At 32.5% G+C, this 19403-nt stretch carries 20 protein-coding genes and 4 pseudogenes; 1 reads left to right on the forward strand and 23 read right to left on the reverse strand.

Annotated features, from left to right (window positions below; all coding sequences use genetic code 11):
• Positions 1–28: 28 nt before the first annotated feature.
• From speB to THESIDRAFT1_RS11300, 6 genes and pseudogenes are all read right to left on the reverse strand, one after another.
• Positions 29–894: pseudogene (speB, locus tag THESIDRAFT1_RS14805) on the reverse strand (agmatinase).
• A 1-nt stretch (position 895) separates the two neighbouring features.
• Complete coding sequence (speE, locus tag THESIDRAFT1_RS11280; RefSeq protein ID WP_003867984.1) at positions 896–1729, reverse strand: polyamine aminopropyltransferase; 834 nt, start codon at positions 1727–1729, stop codon at positions 896–898.
• A gap of 104 nt (positions 1730–1833) precedes the next feature.
• Complete coding sequence (locus THESIDRAFT1_RS11285) at positions 1834–2151, reverse strand: GNAT family N-acetyltransferase (protein ID WP_006570435.1); 318 nt, start codon at positions 2149–2151, stop codon at positions 1834–1836.
• Positions 2152–2154: 3 nt separating this feature from the next.
• Positions 2155–2865, reverse strand: coding sequence for a pseudouridine synthase (locus tag THESIDRAFT1_RS11290; RefSeq protein WP_003870648.1), 711 nt, complete (start codon positions 2863–2865; stop codon positions 2155–2157).
• Between the two features lie 22 nt (positions 2866–2887).
• Positions 2888–4171: an FAD-dependent oxidoreductase gene (locus THESIDRAFT1_RS11295; RefSeq protein WP_003870647.1), complete on the reverse strand. Its 1284-nt coding sequence runs from the start codon at positions 4169–4171 to the stop codon at positions 2888–2890.
• Positions 4164–5135 (reverse strand): sulfide/dihydroorotate dehydrogenase-like FAD/NAD-binding protein, encoded by a 972-nt coding sequence (locus THESIDRAFT1_RS11300; protein WP_004396305.1) that lies wholly within the window; start codon positions 5133–5135, stop codon positions 4164–4166. Before THESIDRAFT1_RS11300 ends, THESIDRAFT1_RS11295 begins: the two co-directional genes overlap by 8 nt.
• Before the next feature lie 192 nt (positions 5136–5327).
• Between THESIDRAFT1_RS11300 and THESIDRAFT1_RS11305 the strand changes: the two are divergent.
• Positions 5328–6607: pseudogene (locus THESIDRAFT1_RS11305) on the forward strand (transposase).
• A gap of 269 nt (positions 6608–6876) precedes the next feature.
• On the opposite strand, the gene THESIDRAFT1_RS11310 reads toward THESIDRAFT1_RS11305, so the two are convergent.
• The 17 genes and pseudogenes from THESIDRAFT1_RS11310 to spoIIM form a co-directional block, all read right to left on the reverse strand.
• Positions 6877–8016 (reverse strand): D-alanyl-D-alanine carboxypeptidase family protein, encoded by a 1140-nt coding sequence (locus tag THESIDRAFT1_RS11310; protein ID WP_006570438.1) that lies wholly within the window; start codon positions 8014–8016, stop codon positions 6877–6879.
• A 43-nt stretch (positions 8017–8059) separates the two neighbouring features.
• The gene (ytfJ, locus tag THESIDRAFT1_RS11315; RefSeq protein ID WP_003870644.1) at positions 8060–8506 is read right to left on the reverse strand and encodes a GerW family sporulation protein; all 447 of its coding nucleotides are present in this window, start codon (positions 8504–8506) and stop codon (positions 8060–8062) included.
• A 6-nt stretch (positions 8507–8512) separates the two neighbouring features.
• Positions 8513–9121, reverse strand: coding sequence for a DUF2953 domain-containing protein (locus tag THESIDRAFT1_RS11320; protein ID WP_003870643.1), 609 nt, complete (start codon positions 9119–9121; stop codon positions 8513–8515).
• 376 nt (positions 9122–9497) lie between these two features.
• Entirely contained in the window at positions 9498–10004 is a 507-nt protein-coding gene (gene scpB, locus THESIDRAFT1_RS11325) for an SMC-Scp complex subunit ScpB (RefSeq protein WP_006570439.1), read from the reverse strand.
• Positions 9994–10726 (reverse strand): annotated as a pseudogene (locus THESIDRAFT1_RS11330) (segregation and condensation protein A). The gene scpB and the pseudogene THESIDRAFT1_RS11330 overlap by 11 nt, the downstream one beginning before the upstream one ends.
• A 2-nt stretch (positions 10727–10728) precedes the next feature.
• Positions 10729–11337: a site-2 protease family protein gene (locus THESIDRAFT1_RS11335; protein ID WP_003867995.1), complete on the reverse strand. Its 609-nt coding sequence runs from the start codon at positions 11335–11337 to the stop codon at positions 10729–10731.
• 2 nt (positions 11338–11339) lie between these two features.
• The gene (locus tag THESIDRAFT1_RS11340; RefSeq protein WP_006570440.1) at positions 11340–12506 is read right to left on the reverse strand and encodes a CCA tRNA nucleotidyltransferase; all 1167 of its coding nucleotides are present in this window, start codon (positions 12504–12506) and stop codon (positions 11340–11342) included.
• A 111-nt stretch (positions 12507–12617) separates the two neighbouring features.
• Entirely contained in the window at positions 12618–12974 is a 357-nt protein-coding gene (gene spoVAE, locus THESIDRAFT1_RS11345; RefSeq protein ID WP_003867997.1) for a stage V sporulation protein AE, read from the reverse strand.
• 10 nt (positions 12975–12984) lie between these two features.
• A complete protein-coding gene (spoVAD, locus tag THESIDRAFT1_RS11350; protein ID WP_006570441.1) occupies positions 12985–14031 on the reverse strand; it encodes a stage V sporulation protein AD in 1047 nt (348 codons plus the stop codon).
• Positions 14013–14459 (reverse strand): stage V sporulation protein AC, encoded by a 447-nt coding sequence (spoVAC, locus tag THESIDRAFT1_RS11355; RefSeq protein ID WP_003867999.1) that lies wholly within the window; start codon positions 14457–14459, stop codon positions 14013–14015. The genes spoVAD and spoVAC overlap by 19 nt, the downstream gene beginning before the upstream one ends.
• A gap of 52 nt (positions 14460–14511) precedes the next feature.
• Complete coding sequence (locus THESIDRAFT1_RS14810; protein ID WP_003870637.1) at positions 14512–14871, reverse strand: dodecin family protein; 360 nt, start codon at positions 14869–14871, stop codon at positions 14512–14514.
• Between the two features lie 61 nt (positions 14872–14932).
• Positions 14933–15673 (reverse strand): RNA polymerase sporulation sigma factor SigF, encoded by a 741-nt coding sequence (sigF, locus tag THESIDRAFT1_RS11365; RefSeq protein WP_003870636.1) that lies wholly within the window; start codon positions 15671–15673, stop codon positions 14933–14935.
• A gap of 9 nt (positions 15674–15682) precedes the next feature.
• On the reverse strand, positions 15683–16114 hold the full coding sequence (spoIIAB, locus tag THESIDRAFT1_RS11370; protein WP_006570442.1) for an anti-sigma F factor: 432 nt from the start codon (positions 16112–16114) through the stop codon (positions 15683–15685).
• A 13-nt stretch (positions 16115–16127) separates the two neighbouring features.
• Positions 16128–16463, reverse strand: coding sequence for an anti-sigma F factor antagonist (gene spoIIAA / locus THESIDRAFT1_RS11375; RefSeq protein WP_006570443.1), 336 nt, complete (start codon positions 16461–16463; stop codon positions 16128–16130).
• Positions 16464–16576: 113 nt separating this feature from the next.
• Positions 16577–17722 (reverse strand): D-alanyl-D-alanine carboxypeptidase family protein, encoded by a 1146-nt coding sequence (locus THESIDRAFT1_RS11380; protein WP_003871248.1) that lies wholly within the window; start codon positions 17720–17722, stop codon positions 16577–16579.
• Between the two features lie 64 nt (positions 17723–17786).
• Positions 17787–18660, reverse strand: a pseudogene (locus tag THESIDRAFT1_RS11385) (site-specific tyrosine recombinase).
• An 83-nt stretch (positions 18661–18743) separates the two neighbouring features.
• Positions 18744–19367, reverse strand: coding sequence for a stage II sporulation protein M (gene spoIIM, locus THESIDRAFT1_RS11390; RefSeq protein WP_003871246.1), 624 nt, complete (start codon positions 19365–19367; stop codon positions 18744–18746).
• Positions 19368–19403: the final 36 nt, after the last annotated feature.

The following is a 19403-nucleotide window of genomic DNA, read 5'->3' on the forward strand; positions in this document are numbered from 1 at the left end:
TAAAAAAAGAGCCAAAAGGCTCAAAATTTTAGAAGAAGGAAAGGATAGATTCCCTTATAAGTTTAGCTGCTAAAATAGAGGTTATACCAGCTATATCGTGAGAAGGCGAGACTTCCACCAAATCCATCCCAACGACATTTAAATCTTTTAAAATATGAATAGCCTCTAATGCCTCTTTTGTGGTTATTCCCCCTGGTTCTGGTGTACCAGTGCCTGGTGCAAAAGCAGGGTCTACAACATCTATATCCCAGCTAATATAAATTGGATAATCTTTTATATCATCAATTACACCTTTCAAAGGTTCAACTACTTCGTACAAAAACATATGGGTATTTTTTTCTGCAAACTCAAATTCTTCTTTTTCACCTGACCTTATCCCAAAATTATACATTTTAATACCCTTAGCAATATCCCATACTTTTCTCATCACTGTAGCGTGAGAATATGCTTCACCAAAAAATTCTTCTCTTAAATCAGTATGGGCATCAAAATGAAGGATTACAAGGTTATCCTCATATTTTTTTAAGTACTCTTTTAAAATTCCATAAGTCACTAAATGTTCTCCACCCAAGAACAATCCTTTTTTTCACTTTTCAAAATGTCTTCTGTAGCTTTTGAGATTAAATCTAAACTCTTTTCCACATTCCCATAAGGAAGTACTAAATCTCCTAAATCATAAAATTTCTTATCTTCCAGCCTCCTATCTAAATACACACTATAATATTCTAAACCATAAGAGGCTTGCCTTATGGCAGCAGGTCCAAAGCGGCTTCCTGCTTTGAAACTCACTGTGTAATCCATAGGCAAACCTACTATAACTACCTCTGCCTTTTCATAATCTTCAGTAGCCCCTAAAAACTTTCCCGGATCAACAAAATATTTTCCTTCTATCATATTACACCTCATCAAAAATATCCTTCACAAATTTAGGCAATACAAAGGCCGCTTTGTGAATTTCAGGTGTATAGTATTTAGTATCTATTCTTGGAATAGAATTTATGTCCACTTCTTCAGGGTCATATTTTTTTGAACCCATGGTAAAAGTCCACAAACTTCCTGGATAAGTCGGTATTGTTGCTATATATGCTTTTGTAATAGGATATATTTCTTTGAACATTTTGCTGAGTTTGTTTATCAATTTTCCATAAATAAAAGGTGATTCTGTCTGAGCCACAATAATACCATCTTCTTTCAAGCATTCATATACGGCTTTATAAAAATCAGAAGTAAAAAGCCCTACAGCTGGCCCAATTGGGTCAGTAGAATCCACTATTACCACATCAAATTCATTTTTGTGTTCATTAACATATTTAATTCCATCTCCAATCATTATTTCTACTCTTGGGTCATCTAATGCCTGGCTTATTGTAGGAAGATATTTTTTAGAATTTCTCACTACTGCCTCGTCAATTTCTGCCAAAACTACTCTTTCTACAGAAGGGTGCTTTAAGACCTCTCTTACTGAGCCTCCATCTCCGCCTCCAACAATTAACACGCTTTTTGGATTTTTATGAGTAAAGAGGGGTACATGTACTATCATCTCATGATATACAAATTCATCTTTTTCAGTGGTTTGAAGTATACCATCTAAAGTTAATACTCTTCCAAATTGATATGTATCGAGTATTGCTAAATGTTGATAAGGAGTTTTTTCTACCACCAATGTTTCTTTAACTTTCAAAGAAAATCTCAAATTTTCATCCTGATTTTCTGTAAACCATAATTCCATTGAAAACACCTCCAAGATTTTTAATAATATATTTAAAAAAATATCTCACTCTCCAAAAAACTCTTTTAATTTAACTATCTGAAAATCGCCTTTTTCTTTAAAACCTAATTTACAAAAAAATCTTTATAAAAAGGTATATTGACACAAGCATTTTCTAACCCCATATCTAGGGCATGATTAAGTACTACTCTTACCATTAAATTTTCAAACCCCTTATCCCTGTAGGAAGGCAAAATTGCCAAATTAGTTATTATAGCATTATTATTTTCTACTTTCATAGAAATAAAGCCAAAAGGCTTGTCTTCTCTTGCAATCATGAAAATCTCTTCTAAAAAATTTAAAGTTCCCTTCAAATTACACTCATTAGCAATTTTTTTAATAATTTCGAAATCCTCTGCTTTAGCAAAGTTAACTGAAAACATACTTCACCTCAAGCTTTTTAAATAATCTATTTCCTTTTGTGTCAAATACCTCCACTCTCCTGGTTTTAACCCTTCTAAAGATAACTCACCAATTTTAGTTCTTGTAAGAGAAATAACAGGATGTCCAATAGCCTCACACATTCTTCTAACTTGTCTATTTTTCCCTTCATGAATTTTTATTTCTACAACACTTGTCCCATTTTTAACTGCTAAAATCTCTATTTCTGCTTTCGAAGTCAAATAATCTCCTATCAAAAGTCCATTTCTAAACCTTTCCAACTCTTCTTGTGTTGGAATTCCTTTGATTTTTGCAATATACGTCTTCACAATTTCATGTCGAGGATGCATTAAGATATTGGCTATCTCCCCATCATTTGTGAGTAACAGAAGCCCTGATGTATCATAATCTAAGCGGCCAACAGGATATATTCTTTCCTTAACTTTAACTAAGTCCATCACTGTAGGCCTGCCAAACTGGTCTTTTACGGAAGTAATATATCCTGTTGGCTTATTTAACATAATATAAACTTTTTTCTTTTCTCTTCTCACAATTTTATCATCAAATTCAATTATGTCAACATCAGGATTGATTTTTACTCCCAACTCTTTTACTACTTTTCCATTTACTTTTACACGGCCTTGTAAAATATACTCTTCGCACTTTCTTCGTGAGGCTATTCCACATTCTGCTAAGTATTTTTGCAACCTTTCCATTTGTGTTCACCCATTTTTTCGTTTATACAAGTTTTTCGTCATAAATTTTTAATAAATTATTTCTCATGATCCTTTCTTTTATCAAGTTGGTATCAGTAGTATAAAGGCCTAATTGTTTCATCCTCTCAAAATATTCTGCCCCTGCAAAAGTATACCTCTTTTTCAAGCCTTCTTTCGTCTTTATGCTTTCATTAGCATATGCTATCAAATCACCAGAAGCTAAATTCCTTGGTAACTCCAAAAGAGGCATGCCAAGAGCTAATCTTACGCTGTTATGTCCAGCAAGACATCCTGTCACCATTGCCTCAGTATGCCCAGTAAACAAGCCAGACTTCTCCCCTGCACATAATAAATTCTCTAAACCTATAACTTTCATTGTATTATCTCGCGGTGCCATTGACAAATATCTTACAGAATTAGCTTTTCCTCCAGAATAGGGGTCATCATAACGTGCTCTTTCTAAGCCAGGAATTTTTCTAAGTTTTTCTAATGGATAAAAAGGAGTCATGAGCTTTACATAACCAGTATCTAATAGTATAACATTTTCTGCGTATTCTGGCAATGCATATTGTTGACACACCTTCAAATTCAATTTTTCCATGTTAATATCTTCTTTAGGCACAGGCAATACTACTACTCCATCTCTTTCCAGCTTTTCTCTTATCTCTTTGCTTAAAGATTCTTTATTTAATTTACATGAACCACTAAAAGCACCATAAACTTCATCTGCCCTCATTCCTAAAAGGTCTTCTACACCTGCCCTATAACTTATGCTAATTCGAGGACCAAAAGAAGGGCACCTTAAAATACACATAGCACATCCGTTTCCATATCTTAGGCAATTGCCCATAGGTCCTGTAGAACCAGTAGTTTCTATAAAAACATCTCCATACTCTATAGTATCATCTGCTAAAACTATTCCTTTTATTCTTTTTTTGCTTTCCATCACAACATCTGTAGCTCTTGTCATCAGCTTAATAGTAACCCCTTTTTCAAGTAACATTTTTCTAATCATTGGTTCTACCATTGTCACATCATACAGATTTGCATGAGCATGGCCAGGAAAGTTGATATTTACATGTCTTGCTGCCTTATCTGTTATTTCAATAAGTTCATTTCCACCCAAATATATAAGTTCTTCTGCAGCAGTATATCTCCCGTTATTTCTCATTATACCTCCTACAAGTCCGCATCCCAAAAGCATATCAGTCTTTTCTAAAAGCACTACTTCCGCTCCTGCTTTTCGAGCCGTTAAAGCAGCTGCACAACCAGCCCAACCTCCACCTATTACAACAACTTTAACCATGTAACATCTTCCTTTCCAAAGCTTTTCTAATATCCACTTGAACCTTACAGGTTCTTACTTTTTGGTATCCTATCTGAACTTCACAACTACCACATATCCCTTCACCACAGCATATAGTATTATTGTTTGAAACCGCTAAATAGGCTTCTTGATTATATAAGTCCAAATAATTTAAAATATTCACATGCTGTTCATCAGAGCCTCCACTATATACAACCGTTATTTCTTTATCTTTAATTAACTCCTTTAAAATTCTTTCTCCTTCTTCGCTTAAAAGGTCTGTTTCAATTATCATTATATTAAACTCTTTCAAATAGTCATTTATAAAATTTACTCCTACTTTTCCTTTGTCTACGATAGCAATAACTTTGTTTTTGTTGTTTATTAGTTTTGAAATAACAATTACCCCCGGAGCTTGTGCAATTCCTCTCAAAACAACTAAAGCCTTAGAATTGTGAATTCCTTTAATATACCTATGACCTAAAAGCCCATTCCAATAAGGCCCTCTTAAATAAACCTCTTCTCCTTCCTCAGCTTTTTGAATCAATTTTGTTTTTGGACCACTTACTTGTATAGCTATCTTGATTATTCCTTCAAGCTCGTCTGCATACATTACTGACATAGGAGTATCAAAAAAAGGTGGGCTTGAAATTCCTCTTAAAAAAACAAAAGAACCTGGTTCATTCAAATCTCGTGCCATCTTATTTGGTACTTTAAGAGTCAAAATTATAACTTCTTCGTTAATTTCTTCCCTTTTTAACACTTTAGAAAAAATTGTGCTGCGGGTAGCTTTAGCCTTGTATCCTGCCCAAACAAATTCCTGAAAGATACAAACTCCTCGCCAATTACAATCGCAAAAATTTTTCCCCTGAAGTTGTGAACATACTATGCACTCATTTAATTCAGCCAAATAGCAAGGACAATAATCAGTACCAGCGTCAATGCATTCTAATCTATTTGCCAATTTATCTCACCTCCAATTTCACACTAATTAGACTTGTGCAAAATTCAGAAGCCTTCATTTAAGCCATTCTACAGACATACTTTTTTCCTATCACTCTTGAATTTTTTATCTTTTATGTAGGATTTCCCCTCCCATTTGTCGAATTATTATATATACACTATAAAAAATTTTTTAAGAAGGAGGAAATCCTACATGTATCAGCTTCAATTACTTTTAAATATACCTGAACTCTTTACCTCTCAGTCTAAAATTGATTTCTATTCTTCTATGTTTGAAAATCTTGACCTGTCTTCAATACCTGAATTCCCTTCCTCTAGTCCTGGCCGTAAGGGTTACTCTCATCATGCACTTTTTAGAGCTTTTATTGTCATGAAAGCTGAAAGATTTGGCACAATTTCTGACCTTTTAGATTATCTCCGCAATAATCTTATCATTGCTCATCTTTGTGGCTTCGACATTTCTAAACCTCTTCCTTCTTATTGGACTTTTCGCCGTTTTATTAATGAGTTCTCTCATGATTATTTGACCTCTATCTTTCAAAACCAGGTCAATATCCTCAAAAATATGGGCATTATCTCTGGTGAGTTTATTTCCATGGACTCTACCCCTATTAAAGCTAACACTAAGTTAAATAACCCTAAGTCTTTTTCTAAAAATAAATTCTCTAAAGATAATCAGCCTAACTCTGATAAGGATTGTAAATTAGGCGTTTATTCTGCTTCTAACGATTCTTCTAATAAACGCTATAAGTTTTAATTGGGGCTATAAAAATCACATTATTGTTGATGCTATCTCTGGTTTACCCATCGCTGAAACTACTACCCCCGCTGATGCCCCTGATTTTGAAAGTCGCTTTATCTTTGCTTGAGAAGACTAATAAGTGGTTTAACCTTAAGTATGTTAATTTTATTGCTGATAAGGGGTATGATGTTAAGAAACTTTATAATTATGTTAGAAATATTCTACACGGTCATTGTTTTATTCCTCTTAACAAGCGCAATTCTAAAAATCCCCCTCTGACTGATGATGGTTATATGGTCTGCGAAGCGGGTATTAAAATGCTTAAAGATGGCAAGCAGTATTTTGATGGTTTTATTAAGCAAAAATTTGTTTGCAAGTTCTGTAATTCTAAAGATGATTCTGCCTGCCCTATAAATCATCCTAAATATCTTAATGGCAAAAAGCATAGAGGCTGTACTAAGTATGCTATTATATCTTCTGATTATAGGTCCTCTATTAATAGAGATTCCCTCTATTTTAAGGCTGTCTATAGATTGAGAATTGAATCAGAAAGATATAATTCCCGCTTTAAAGCTCTGGATTTTGAAAAGGCTTATGTTAGAAATATTAATTCTGTGAGCAACCTTAATACTTTTGGCCATATTACTTTGCTTACTGTCGCTATTGTAGCTATTAAATTGGGCAAATATGATGAGTTTAGATCTCTTGTTGCTTTGATGCAATCGGCCTAATTTTTACTGAATCTATTTCATGCTATTTTTTAACATTTGACTTCTACAGGATATTTATGCCCTTTTTTAGCTCCTCTTTTTGTCTTTCTTTTTCCTTTACCACTTCCTTTATGTTTGATTGTCAGTGTTGATTACTATATATTGTATGTCATACATATTTTGGTTTTTTGTCGTGATTATTTTTATTAATTTTGCACATCCCTAACACTAATAAAATATTCTTCAAACTTAAAAACTATTACAAAACAAATAACCCTCTTGAGTCATATTCAAGAGGGATTCAGCACCTTTAACCAATTTTTTATTATCTTTTGAAAATTGTAACCAAAATCTTCTTGTTCTACTTTCTTTAAGGCTACACAATTGACATCACAAACTTTTTCTTCTCCTATCTTTACTGTCACATAACCTATTTTTTCGCCTTTTTCAACAGGAGCTTTGACACTTTTGGGAAGATAAAATTCTAAATTCACATTCTGCTTCTCCTCTTCTAATGCTGGAATAACACATGCTTTCTCACTTACAACTGATACAGTATTTTCTTTCCCACCTTCTACTTTTACCTTCTTAATTAACTCCCCTTTTTCTAAAACTTTATAGGGTTTGTACTTTGAAAAAGCATAATCTAATATTTTCATGGAATCTTCCCACATAGGAGGACTATTTAAAACAACTGCAATAAATCTCCTTCCCTCTCTTGTAGCAGAAGATACAAGACACCTACCTGCTTTATTAGTAAATCCAGTTTTTACTCCATCTGCTCCTTCGTATATCCATAAGAGCTTATTTTTATTCCTCAAATATCTATCCCATTCTTTCCCTTCCCAAGGAATTGTCTTTTCTTTTGTTGATACAATCTCTGCAAATTTAGGATATCTAAAAGCATACCTTGTTATTAAAGCTAAATCATAAGCAGTAGTATAATGGTCATCAATGCCAATGTCTAAACCAGAAGGTGTTACAAAATGGGTGTTATATGCCCCTATTTCTTTTGCTTTTTGGTTCATAATTTCGACAAAACTTTCTACACTACCACCTATATGTTCCGCAATAGCTGTGGCGGCATCGTTCCCTGAGTTTAACATAAGTCCAAAAAGTAAGCTTTCCATATCAATTTTTTCTCCTGGCGAAAGCCAAATAGATGAACCTCCAACGCTTGCAGCCCTTTTGCTGACAGTTACAATATCATTTAAATTACCTTTTTCTAAAGCCACCAACAAAGTCATTATTTTTGTAGTGCTTGCCATTGGCAGCTTTTCATGAGAATTTTTTTCATATAACACTCTCCCTGTCTCTTGGTCCATTACAATTGCTGCTTTAGCAGAGATAGAAGGATAGCTCTCAGCATACACTTTTACAGAAGACATAAAATACAACAAAATAAAAAGATAAAGTATAAATTTTTTCATTTTATGCCTCCTTTATATACAAAAAAGTGGGATTCCCCACTTTTTAAATATCAGCATTGTTATTTATTGTTGGATTTTGTACCTTTTTTGTCGACTTACCTTTATTGAACAAGTTTTGTATTTCTTCTATCAATTTAGGCGTCAAATCTATTATTCTCTCTAGCATAGCACTTTGAGTAACTGGCAAGAGTCTGATTTGCCCTTGGCCAACCACCATAAAGGCAACGGGTTGTACAGAAACCCCTGCGCCACTGCCACCGGCAAAGGGCATGTTTTGAGATGAATCTTGTTCTGTACCTTTTTTATCATTCTTTGGCAAGTTAATTTCACCGCCTCCAGCAGCAAAGCCAAAGGTCACACGAGAGATAGGGATTATTATCGTTCCATCAGGAGTTTCTACAGCATCTCCTACTATTGTATTGACATCTATCATGTCTTTTAAGCTTTCCATGGTCGTTTTCATCAAAGCATCGATTGGGTGGTCACTCATTTATTTTCACCTCCCATTTAAACTACCCAAAAACTTTATTCCATTAATAATAATATTACCACAGGTTATTTTAAATATGCAAATTAAATTTCCTTCTAACTTATTCTGACCATAGTAAGGTGTGATATAAACCTCCGGTGCATTAGTAAAAGTAGCATTATTATATATCGGCATAAGAGCTGTATATATTATTCCCCATAAAGAGCCGTTCAAGATAGCAGTCCAAGCTGCATCTTCTAAGCCAATTTTTAAATTTAAATAAAATTTATAAACAATAGTATCTTTTAGCACATCTTTTAAAAATTCTATAATCTTAAAAAAATCTTTATATCCTATATCTAAAGTCGAAAATTTTCTCTCTTTTTTAGTTCTCTCTAATTTTTTTGTTCCTGCACTTTTAAGTATCTGGATGCCAAAAATTTTAAAATACAATTCCTCTTTTTCAGGCTCTTTCTGTAATTTAAAGGTCAAAAAATTTACAAAAAATATATTAGCTGCTATTTCCAGGGAAATATTTTTCTCCTCTTTATTCGCTTTTACTTTAATTTTAAGAGGCAAAAAATACAGTAAAATCAAAAAAATAAGGATTATAAAAAAAACAGACAAATATTTCATCATTTCACCTCATATCACGCTGTTTATAAGCCTTTTCTAAGCAAGATTTAGGTCTTTATTATAGTTTTGGTAAAAAAATTGATAGTTATTAAAAAACTGCCTATATTGTATTTTTATCCATATAAAGGAAATATAGTATCTTGATATATGATAACCTCTTTTTGAAAAAATAGCAAGTACAATTGTAGAAAACTTCTATGTAAAATTGTACTTATAATAATATAAATATAGCAGGTTAACTCTTTATAAAAGAGCACCTGCTTTTTTACCTTCATTCTCTTTTTCATTTGCAAAGGCAAAAGTGGTTGAAAGAAATGTAAAAGCAAGCCCTATTAAAAGTAGAGACGCAATATTTCGTTTCATATATAATCCTCCCTTAAGGTGTGATTTCAATTTGCGGTAACTCTTTTAAAGATTTAATTCCAAAATACTTTAAAAAATCTTCTGTAGTAGTATACAGTATTGGCCTACCAGGAGATAAAGCCCTTCCGCTTTCTTTGATCAAATTATACTCCAGCAAAGTATTTATAGCTTTATCGCTTTTTACACCCCTTATTCTTTCAATTTCTGCCCTTGTAATAGGTTGATTATAAGCTATTATAGCCAAAACCTCTAATGCTGCTTGAGAAAGTCCTTGTTTTATTTCTAATCCCAAAGCTTGTCTAACTATTTCTCCATAATTATCATTTGTACACATTTGAACTTTATCTTCAAAAAATATAATATCTAAACCGCGATTTTCTCGGTCGTAATATTCTTTTAATTTGTTTGCAACATCTACTATTTCCTCTTGAGAAAGTCCTACTACTTTGGATAAGGTTTTTAATTTTACTGGTCCCCCTGCTGCGAACAATATAGCTTCTATTTTTCCTTCATTGCTCATTTTTTTCTCCTCTCCTAAAGGATTTAATAAGTATATCCCCATAAGTAGTCTTTTGTTCCGCTATAATTCTATTTAATCTCACTAACTCTAAAACAGCGATAAAAGAAACAATAATTTCTCCTTTTGCTCGACTTTTCTTAATAAGTTCACTAAACCAAAGGAAAGGCTTTTTTACTAATTTCACTAATAACTCTTTAATCTTATTCTCTACAGTATATTCATCTTTTTTTATTTCTATTTCATTTTCTCTGGCGTTATTTTTTGAAATAACTTTAAGATACGCTTTATATATATCTTCACTAGAGTAGTTTAAAGCAATTTTTTTATCTATATATTTTACTTCAGACTCTTCTCTAAAAAAACGAGAACCAATTTTGCACATTTCTTTAAAAGTCTGGGCAATAATTTTATATTTCTTGTACTCAATCAATTTAGTTACTAATTCTTCTCTTGGGTCTACTTCTTCCATTTCTAATTGTTGTCCCTCAAACTGCTGTTTGGGAAGCAACATTTTTAGATTTAATTTCTAATAAAGTAGCTGCCATTACAATAAATTCTGATGCCACATTTAAATCCATTTCCTGCAAAGTTTTAATATATTCCATATATTGATCTAAAATAACTGAAATCGGGATATCCATCAAATCAATTTCATTTTTTTCTATAAGGTGAAAAAGCAAATCAAAAGGTCCTTCAAACACTTCTAATTTTACGTTGTACATCTTCACACCCCAAAAGGCTTTAAAATAAGAGTTATAAAAGAGTCCAAAGCATTCATAAGAGGCCCCATGATTTGTCCTATAACCCCAGTGAAAACAAGAAGGAGCAAAATAACCTGTCCATACATTTCATATTGAGAAATCATATAAGCTTCTCTTGGGGGTAACAAACTCCACAGTACTTTTGAACCATCCAAAGGCGGCACCGGTATTATATTGAAAACAGCAAAAATTAAATTGTAAATGTACAATAGATATAAAAGTGGATACAGTATTGGAACATCTTTAAATGCTATCATCAATATTCGAGAAACGATAGCCAACAAGACGTTGGAAAGAGGGCCTGCTAAGGATACAAGCAATACACCTTTTTTTCTATCTCTAAAATATAAAGGATTAATAGGAACAGGTTTCGCCCACCCAAACCTTAAAAGCCAAAGCATTAAAAGACCAAGGGGGTCAATATGAGCTAACGGATTTAATGTAAGCCTACCACTTTGCCTTGGAGTAGGGTCCCCCAATTTATCTGCCACATAACCATGGCTAAATTCGTGGAAACTCATCGCAATAAGAAGTGCAGGTATTCTATATAAAAAATCTATAAAATCTATCAAATTTATTCTCCTTTCTTTAATTTTTCTATCAGTTTTTTCAAAAATGCAATTTCTTCATCTCTTGTAGCAATAATTCCATTAATTTTCGCCTCAAACACATTATCCATTAATTCCCCATATAAAGAACCGGGAGGAAGTCCTAAATTTTCTATGTCTTTTCCCTTTACAGTCAATTTCCCCTTTATAATTTTTTCGGCTTTTTCTCCTTCCATTACTTCAATAGCTTTTAAAACTTCTTCTTTTGTTTCTTCTATAGTTTCTCTTATTTTTCTGATATTTTTATTTTGGCAATTGAGTTGCTCTCTCAAAAAAACCAAGTCTTTTAAAGCCTTGAGATAAATTTTATTTATTCGCAACCTCTTTTCAATTTCATTAATATCTTTTTCTTTTAGATAGTAAAAAAGCACTAAAAATCTGTATAATTCAATTTCTAAATTTACATATACTGTATCGAGATGTTGAGTATTAAGTGTAATTCCATCAAAAATAACTTTATCAATACTGTAATAAATAAGCTTATCAATCATCTCTTTGGCTTTACTTTCTTTTAAAATTAAAAAGATTTCATTCCTTATTCTATCAGCAGACAAAAGTCTGATATTTTCTATCGAATCCTTCATCAAATTATGCGTCTTTTCTTCGATCTCAAAAGAATATCTAGTAGCATATCTTATAGCTCTAAATATTCTGGTAGGGTCATCAATAAAACTTTTAGGATGAAGGACTCTAATTAAACCCTTTTTTAAGTCCTCTAATCCATTAAAATAATCCAAAATCTTCTCTTCTATTACATCATAAGCCAAAGTGTTTATAGTAAAATCTCTTCTTGCCATGTCATCGTATATATTTGAAAATTCGATTGTTGGCAGTACAGCAGGACGTTCATAATACTCTTTACGAGCAGATATAACATCAATAGAAATACCGTCATAACTTAAGGTAGCAGTCCTAAAAGCTTCATACACTACAATATCACCTTTTAAATAAGAAAGCAATATATAAGCAAACTCAATACCGTCTCCTTCCACTACTACATCAATATCAAGGTTTTTAACCCCTAATAAAAAGTCTCTTACAACTCCACCTACAATATAAGATTTAATTTTTGTTTTTAAAGAAATTTCTTTCAGCAGTTTAATTAAATCTATTTCATTAACCTCTATACGCAAAAAATCACCCTTTTACCAACAAAATAATTCCTTGCTTTTTATATTATACCATAGGAAAAGATAAAAAAATAAGTATAAGTTAAAATTCATTAACCTATACTTATTTTATACTTATTTCTTAGTCTTTGAATTAAAAATTAAAGAAAAAATGTACCCAAAAAATACTGCAGCAGAAATTCCTCCGGCAGTGGCTGTCAATCCTCCTGTAAAAACTCCAATCAATCCATCTTTCTCAACAGCTTTTATTACACCTTGGGCAAGGGAATTTCCAAAGCCCAAAAGGGGTATTGTAGCTCCTGCACCACCTATATCTATCAATTTTTTATAAACTCCAAGGCCTCCAAGTATTGCTCCTAATGTCACATATGTTACTAATATTCTTGCAGGAGTCAATTTAGTCTTATCAATCAAAATTTGTGCAATAGCACAAATCAAACCTCCCATTAAAAACGCTTTTATATAATCCATATTGACCTCCTTATAATGTTGTCGATATTGTAATAGCATGGGCAATCCCAGGAATAGATTCCCCTTGCTGGCTGCTGGTAGGAGATAAAAGAGCTCCCGTCGCCATAAATAAAACTTTTTTATAGACTCCATTTTGTATTTGAGATAACAGCCATCCATTCAAAACCACTGCAGAACAAGCCGCACCGCTGCCACCAGAGTGAACGTCTTGTGATTCATCAAAAATTTCTATTCCACAATCTTTATACTTACTCTCTATATCATAGCCCTCTTTATATAATAACTCTAAAAGTATGTCTCTCCCTACTCTTCCCATGTCTCCCGTCATAATAAGGTCATAGTCTTCTATTGTAAAACCTGTATCTTTAAAATGAGTGATAATTGTATCTGCTGCAGCAGGTGCCATTGCCGCTCCCATGTTATTGGCATCCTTCATCCCCAAATCTACAACTTTGCCAGTAGTAGCATGGGTAATATAAGGGCCTTCTCCTGTGGAGGCTAAAATTGTAGCTCCTGCACCTGTCACCGTCCACTGTGAAGTAAAAGGCCTTTGAATGCCTTGTTCTAAAGGATATCTAAACTGTCTTTCTGCAGTAGAAAAATGGCTGGAAGTTGCCGCTATTATATAGTCAGCATAGCCTCCATCAATAAGCATAGCCCCTAAAGTCAATCCCTCTGTCATAGTAGAACAAGCACCATACAATCCGAAATGTGGCACATTCAGTTGTCGCGCAGCAAAATTTGCACTTATAATTTGATTTAACAAATCACCACCTAATAGGTAATCAATTTCTGAAATCTTGAGATTGGCCTTTTTTAATGCTAAATTTACAGCATCTTGAAACATTTTTGACTCTGCTTTTTCCCAACTTTTTTCTCCATAAGTATCGTCTACTAAAATCATATCAAAATAATCTCTTAAAGGTCCTTCTCCTTCTTTAGGTCCTACAATAGTGCCTCCAGCTATTATAGAAGGAGGATTTTTAAACTTAACAGTTTGTGTGCCTAATTTTTTTTTGCCATATCTAACTTCCCCTTTTACTTTAAAAAATAATATATCAAACCTATAATAATTGAAGTACTGACCCCATATACAATAACAGGTCCTGCAATTGTAAACATCTTTGCTGCCGCCCCAAAAACAAAACCTTCCCTTTTAAACTCCATTGCCGGTGACACAATAGAATTTGCAAAACCTGTTATTGGCACTATAGAACCTGCCCCTGCAAACTTCCCTATATCGTCATAGACCCCAATTCCAGTTAAAAAAGCCCCAAGAAATACCATAGTAATTGATACAAGAGTATTGGCATCTTGCATAGAATAACCTCTTGATAGGTAAAAATTTAAAAAGAACTGCCCTATGTCGCTTATCAATCCTCCTACTACAAAAGCCATTACTACGTTTTTAAGCAAAGCAGGTTTAGGCTCATATTTCTGTGCTATGTTTTTATATTCTTGCTCTTTTTTTACATCTCTTTCCATTAATTTCACCCTTCCTTATGACAAGAGCACCATAGACGGTGCTCCTTTATTTTCAACCTAATTCTTTATCTGCTCTATAAGCTATTTGTATATTAGCTTTATATTCTACTATTTTGCCGTTTTTTACATTTGCTGTTTGATTGACAACTTCAATTCCTGATATATTGTCAATAGACTTAGCTGCCTCTTCTACAGCTTTGTGTATTGCATCTTCCCAGCTCACTGTTGAATCCCCTACAACATTTAATACTTTCACAACTGCCATACAATTTCCTCCTCCCTTATATACCAAATCAGCACTGTCAGGTATTTTTTTATTGGTTTTATGCATATAAAAATAGCTAACAGCAAAAATTAGCAATATTGCCACGATTATAATTAACATCTTTTTCATTTTCATTTCACCAGCCATTATTAGTATGTGAAGATAAGCAAAATTAATTCAAAAAAAGTGTAGTATTTGTGTTAAAATACTACACTTCTTCCAATTCTTTTCTTAGTTTTTGTAAAACTTTTTTCTCAATTCTAGATACTTGCACTTGGGAAATTCCTAAAACACTTGCCACCTCCATCTGCGTCATATCCTTGAAATATCTCAAAAATATTATTTGTTTTTCTCGTGGTTTAAGTTTATTTATAACCATCTGTAAAGCTAATTTATCGTCTATATCAACTTCTTTTTCCTCTTCACTCACCATTTCAATTAAAAGCCTGTCATCTTCGTCATGAGTTGCGTTGTCATATAATGACTCAGCAGTAGCAGCCGATTCAAAAGCCATAGCAATTTCTTCAGGACTTACATTTAATCTTTCAGCAATTTCATTAATAGTTGGCTCTCTATTTAATTCATTGCTTAAAATCTCTTTAACATAAAAAGCTTTTGTAGAAAGCTCCTTTAAAGAACGACTCACTTTTATTAATCCATCATCTCTTAGAAATCTCTTAATTTCTCCCATTATTATAGGTACTGCATAGGTTGACAATTTTACATTGTAAGATTCATCAAATTTTTGAATTGCCTTTACAAAACCTATACAACCTATTTGATACAAATCCTCCAATTCATACCCTCTATTAGAAAACTTTTTAACAATACTCCAAATAAGGCCACTATTTTCTAAAATTAATTTTTCCAAGCTTTCTTTATCATTTTTTTGTGCCGCTCTTATCAATTCCAAATTCTCATCACTTTTTTCAAAATTCCCTTCTTTCATAAAGTCACCTCATTTATCAGACCTTATATACTTTGTCATTCGGACAAGAGTTCCCTTTCCTGGAGTTGATTCAACTTCTAATTCATCCATAAAGGTCTGCATGACAGTAAAACCCATTCCTGCTCGCTCTTCTTCTAAGCGAGTAGTAAAAAGAGGTTGCATAGCTTTCTCAATATCGACAATCCCTTTTCCCTCATCTATGACTTCAATTGTTATTTTGTTACCTGAAATAAAAGCTTTAATAGTAATGATGCCGATTTTATTCTCATATCCGTGAATTATGCAGTTAGTAACTGCTTCTGAAACAGCAGTTTTTATATCTGCAATTTCCTCAATTGTCGGATCTAGTTGAGCAGCAAAAGCTGCAACAACAGTCCTTGCAAAAGACTCATTTTGCGACTTACTTAAAAATTTTAACTCCATCATGTTTGTGTATTCCATGATAATCCCCCTTCTATATTTCCTTTAAGGCTTCTTCAATGTCATTATAACATTTAATTATACGCAACAATCCAGAAACTTCAATAATTTTATGTAATTGCTTATTGGCATTTACTATAGCTACCTTACCATTATTCTCTTTGATTTTTTTATATCTTCCTATTATAACGCCAATTCCTGAACTATCCATAAAATTTACATTTTTAAAATCAAAAATTAAATTTTTACACGACTTTTTTTCATACTCGTCATCAATAACACTTTTTATGCTCTCCGCCACATGATGGTCTAACTCACCTTCAATTTTTACTATCAAGGTATCCTCTTTTTTTGCAAATTTTACTCTCATTTTATCAACCTCCCCCTATTATATTCGATGTAAATTTTAAAATTCCTCCTTTTTTGTGATATTTTTCTAAAAAATATAAAAAGCACTAAACAACTGTTTAGTGCTTAAGTAAACTACTGATATCTTAGCCATCCAATAAAAACTTTATTGAGATTTTCAAAAAAGTTCGCTTTTTCTACTACTTCCTGAGGATATATGTTAAATGTCTTTATAATCTTGCCATCCTGTGTTATTTTTACAGTGCCTATTGGGACCTCTTTGGCCAGAGGAGCTAATACAGCATTCTTTAGCTCCACCTCTGTTTTTATATTTTTACCTTCTCCTTTTTTAATCAGTATATACTCATCATCGCGGCACACAACACTAACAGCCTGCTTTTTTCCTTTAAAAACTTTGACATTGCCAAAACTTTGCCCCTTTGAAGCTACTTTTACACTTTCATAATTAGCAAATCCGTAATCTAATAACTTAGCCGCTTCACTAAACCTCGTCTCAGAATCAGGTGCTCCAAATACCACCGCTATTAGCCTTGTATCTCCCCTTTTAGCTGTTGCTGCCATACAATAAAGTGCTTCCGAAGTAGATCCTGTTTTAATACCATCTGCTCCTTTATAGCGCCATAATAATTTATTAGTATTTATGAGACTAAATTTCCCATTTCTTAAAGAATCTAATTTATTGGTTAGATATTTAAATATGCTCTCGTGCTTTACTAATTCCCTTGAAATCATTGCAATATCATATACGCTTGTCAAGTGCCCTTCCTCAGGTAGTCCAGTTGCATTTTTAAAAGTAGTATTTTTTGCTCCCAATTCCTTAGCCCTTTTATTCATCATTTCAACAAAATTTTCCTCTGTACCCGCAATATACTCAGCTAAAGCAACAGAAGCATCATTTGCCGAATTCATCGCTATAGCCTTCATTAAATCATCTACTGTCATTTCCTCTCCTACTTCTAAATATATTTGTGTACCTCCCATATCAAAGGCATGTTTACTTGTGACAACTTTATCTGTTATTTTAATTTTACCAGAATCTATTGCTTCAATCGCCAGTAAAAGAGTCATTACTTTGGTAACACTGGCAGGCGGCAAGGGCTTATGGCTATCTTTTTCATAAAGAATTTGTCCAGTATTAGCCTCTATCAAAATAGCAGATTTTGACTTTAAATTTAAAGTATCAGCATATACTGTGCCATTTAAGACAAAAGAAATAGCTAGTATCACACTCACTAATAATGTTAAAAGCCTTTTAAACATAAAATCACCCTCCTCATCACTATTTATTTTGCGCTGGAGGGTGAATATTATACTTTTTATATTTTTAAGCACGAGGGTGAAATTTATTATAAACTTCTTTTATTTTTGATTTTGAAATTAAAGAAAGTAAATTTGTATTTAAATCTGTTTGATAACCTAACATTTCTTGAACAGCTCGAATATCTGCACCATTTTGAAGCATATGCTGCGCAAAAGATTGTCTTAGCGTATTTGGAGTAACAGGAAAGCCAGGACTAATTTTATCAGTGTATTCTCTTATTATTTTCCAACATCCTTGTCTTGTAAGTTTTTGCCCTCGCAAATTTAAAAAAAGAGTATTTTCTCCATTTTTTGCTTTTCTTCCTTTTTCAATGTAATTTTTTAAGGCCTCAATTGCATGAGAGCCTATTGGAATAACTCTTTCTTTATTAGAGCGAATAACTACATAGCCATAAGAGAGATTCACATCTTCTAATTTTAAAGAAATAACTTCGGAGACTTTAAGTCCTGTAGCATAAAGTAATTCAATAAGAGCTTTATCTCTAAGTCCTTTTTCATCATCACCAAAATCTAGTGAAAGTAACATATCTACCTGTTCAACTGTTAAAGTAGTAGGTCGGCTTTTTTTCTACTTTCGGGGTATTAATCATGTACGTTGGGTCTTCTTCTATTTTCTTTTTCATAAATAAATAATGATAAAAGGCTTTAAGAGAAGAAAGATTTCGAGAAACAGTTGCTTGTGATTTGCCTTTTTTCTTCAAATAGTAAAGATAATTTAATATTGTCGATTTTTTGACATTATAACAGTTTATTCCGATTTCTTCGAGATAATTTAAAAACTGGTTTATGTCTCTGTTATAAGATTCAAGAGTGTTTTTTGACAGTTTTTTGTTCTTTGTTAAAAAATCCAAAAACTCCCCAACCACATTATTTAACATATTCTTTACCCCTACAATTCTTGAATTTTTATAATAAATCCATTAATTATAAATATTCAACATAAATCGTCATTTTCCTTCTTTTATGGTGAAAAAATCGGTAAAAGTAATATATAAGGTGAAAGATAAGATTCTATCAAGCAGCCTATTAATATAACTAAAAACCCTGCATATACCATAAAAGTATAAGATACGAATTGTGATACTAATTCTTCTAAATAAAATTTGCGATTTTTCAAAAGATATAAAGAAAAATTAATAGCCGTTACAGATATAAACAAGATTCCTAATAAGATAAAAATATTTTGAGGCAAAATTCCCATCAATACGAGTAGTATCCCTTTTGTTTCAAATTCTTTTATCAAAACTCCAATAGAAAATCCTAAAATAAAACCTCTTATCCCCACAAGCAAAAATATAAAAGGAATCCCTATAATTGTAGCCCCTAAAATCCATAAAACAAAAACAGTGACAAAATTATTTAGAAGGGATTGTTTAAAAATTTGGGCAGAATTCAAGTCTACAGATTTTGCAATTTGATAAAATTTCGAAATATATCCTATTATTTGCTCCATCTGTATGTCAGTGAGGTTATTAACAGTAAAAGATCCTGCTGCTATTCCTATCATTAAAGACATTACAGCCAACACATACAATAAAAAATTATTTTTAATATGCAAATAAAGATTTCCTTTTAAAAACTTCAAGAATATTGCCCCCTATTTTTTATAAAGCTAATTTAA

Origin of the sequence: Thermoanaerobacter siderophilus SR4, from assembly GCF_000262445.1 — a bacterium.
Lineage (GTDB): Bacteria > Bacillota > Thermoanaerobacteria > Thermoanaerobacterales > Thermoanaerobacteraceae > Thermoanaerobacter > Thermoanaerobacter ethanolicus.